The sequence below is a fragment of the Brevundimonas denitrificans genome (genome assembly GCF_030160755.1).
Taxonomy (GTDB): Bacteria; Pseudomonadota; Alphaproteobacteria; order Caulobacterales; family Caulobacteraceae; genus Brevundimonas; species Brevundimonas denitrificans.
In genome coordinates this window covers 1-508 of record NZ_BSOY01000241.1, presented here as the reverse complement: position 1 = coordinate 508, position 508 = coordinate 1, and the positions used below count along the sequence as shown (strand labels likewise).

Sequence of the window (508 nt, the reverse complement as noted above, 5' to 3'; positions counted from 1 at the left end):
AATGATATGCTTGACCCCGGTCGTGGCATAGTCATGCAGATACCGGTCATGCTCGGTGGCGTACTGGTCGGGCATCAGGCATTTGACATTCTGCCCGATCACCTCGTCCCTGCCAAAGCCGAACATGACCTCGGCGGCGCGGTTGAACCGCTGGATGATCCCGTCCGGGCGAATGGTGATGATGGCGTCTACTGTGGTTTCCAGCAGCGCGTCCAGTTCCGCGCTCTCCCGGCTGATCTCCATGTTCGAGAGCTTGCTCATCGAGGTGCATCCCTTTCATTCCGGTTGACCGCGAGACGGTCAGGAAACCTGATACAGAACACGCATTATTTTATTTTATCTGATTAATATAATATAATAGGTTACCTTTTCTTTCAGGCAACCACTCTTTTGAAGGGTGGTTTGTTTTTTTTACCGGCGGCAGGGGGCGGGGTTTCCCGAAGGCGTCCGCCGTTTGGGGGCGGCAGGGGGAATTGTTTTGATTGATGGGGCAAACAGGATATGATCC

The 508-nt window shown here is 53.5% G+C and carries 1 protein-coding gene; it reads right to left on the bottom strand.

Annotated elements, in window-relative coordinates; all coding sequences use genetic code 11:
- Positions 1-261: PAS domain S-box protein (locus tag QQJ79_RS15980; RefSeq protein WP_284223931.1), on the bottom strand; the 261-nt coding region annotated here is incomplete at its 3' end.
- Positions 262-508: the final 247 nt, after the last annotated feature.